Here is a 1,006-nt window from a genome sequence, read left to right as displayed (position 1 = left end):
CTTACAATTCCTTGTCCGATTAATACACACATTCAAACTCTGCTTTGGAGTTTACACAAAATTCTTGACACACCCCTCTTGCCATGCTGAGTAGTTTATCCATATCAATACCACCTGGGCAAAGAGTTGCGGAGACTTCGTCATGGCCAATCACATGGGTACGATCGAGTGGAATATTGTAACGAATCGAGATATCCGCAATCAATTTTGCTGAATTCCGATAGGTTTCCTCAGCAATCGTCCAATTTGGTCCCAAACTATTGTTTAGGTGCTCAATTCCAATTGAACGCTGATTGGTTGGATAGTGTCCCGCATGCCAAGCTACTTCATTTTCAGGAACCACTCCCCAGACCTTATCTGGTGTTACCTGATAATGGGCAGAAGTCTCATTGCCATTCCGGATATACCAAGTTGCGCGAGCTCCCTCATCACTCATTCCTGCATTATGATGGATAACAATGCGATCGATGTTCACTCGGTTTGTATCTGAATAGACGGGATTCTCATCAACATGGGTAATAACTCCAGAGTATTTCTTCTCACCCATCCATTTTACAGGATAACCTTTCCCATAGTTTGATGGTTTTGGAAAATCAACACTTGTATTGCCTAACCAATTCATCTTACCAGTGCTATCTTTGAAGTAGGCATGAACTGTATAATTTCCGAAGTCATATTGGTGGCGACTGTAGTCAATCCGCGCTTTATAAGAACCATCGTCTTGTTTGAGAGCCTTATACCAAATCAAGTCATCTTGACCCTTATTGGTTGTCCAAGTGGGAACCAAGACCTCACGAACATCTGGATTTGTAGCCAAACCTTTGATTGTGACATCAAATCCTACAACTGTGATATTCTCTACACGAACAGAAGTTTTTGGTTCCGGAACAGTCACCTTAGTCTCTGTCACATACTCACGTTTGTTTTGGTTGGTTACATAGTAAACATGTGAGTGATAAGCTCCGAAGTCTTGTTTGTGTTGATTACTTTCAACCCGAACCTTGTA

1 protein-coding gene is annotated in these 1,006 nt (G+C 41.8%); it reads right to left on the bottom strand.

Annotated elements, in window-relative coordinates; all coding sequences use genetic code 11:
* Positions 1-19: 19 nt before the first annotated feature.
* Positions 20-1,006, bottom strand: a 987-nt coding sequence (locus tag N4310_RS08520; RefSeq protein WP_262092836.1) for an N-acetylmuramoyl-L-alanine amidase, incomplete at its 5' end; no start/stop codon positions are given.

The sequence above is a fragment of the Streptococcus danieliae genome (genome assembly GCF_025447695.1).
GTDB lineage: Bacteria > Bacillota > Bacilli > Lactobacillales > Streptococcaceae > Streptococcus > Streptococcus danieliae.
The sequence above is the reverse complement of the archived record's forward strand: the minus strand, read 5'-3'. Positions and strand labels throughout refer to the sequence as shown.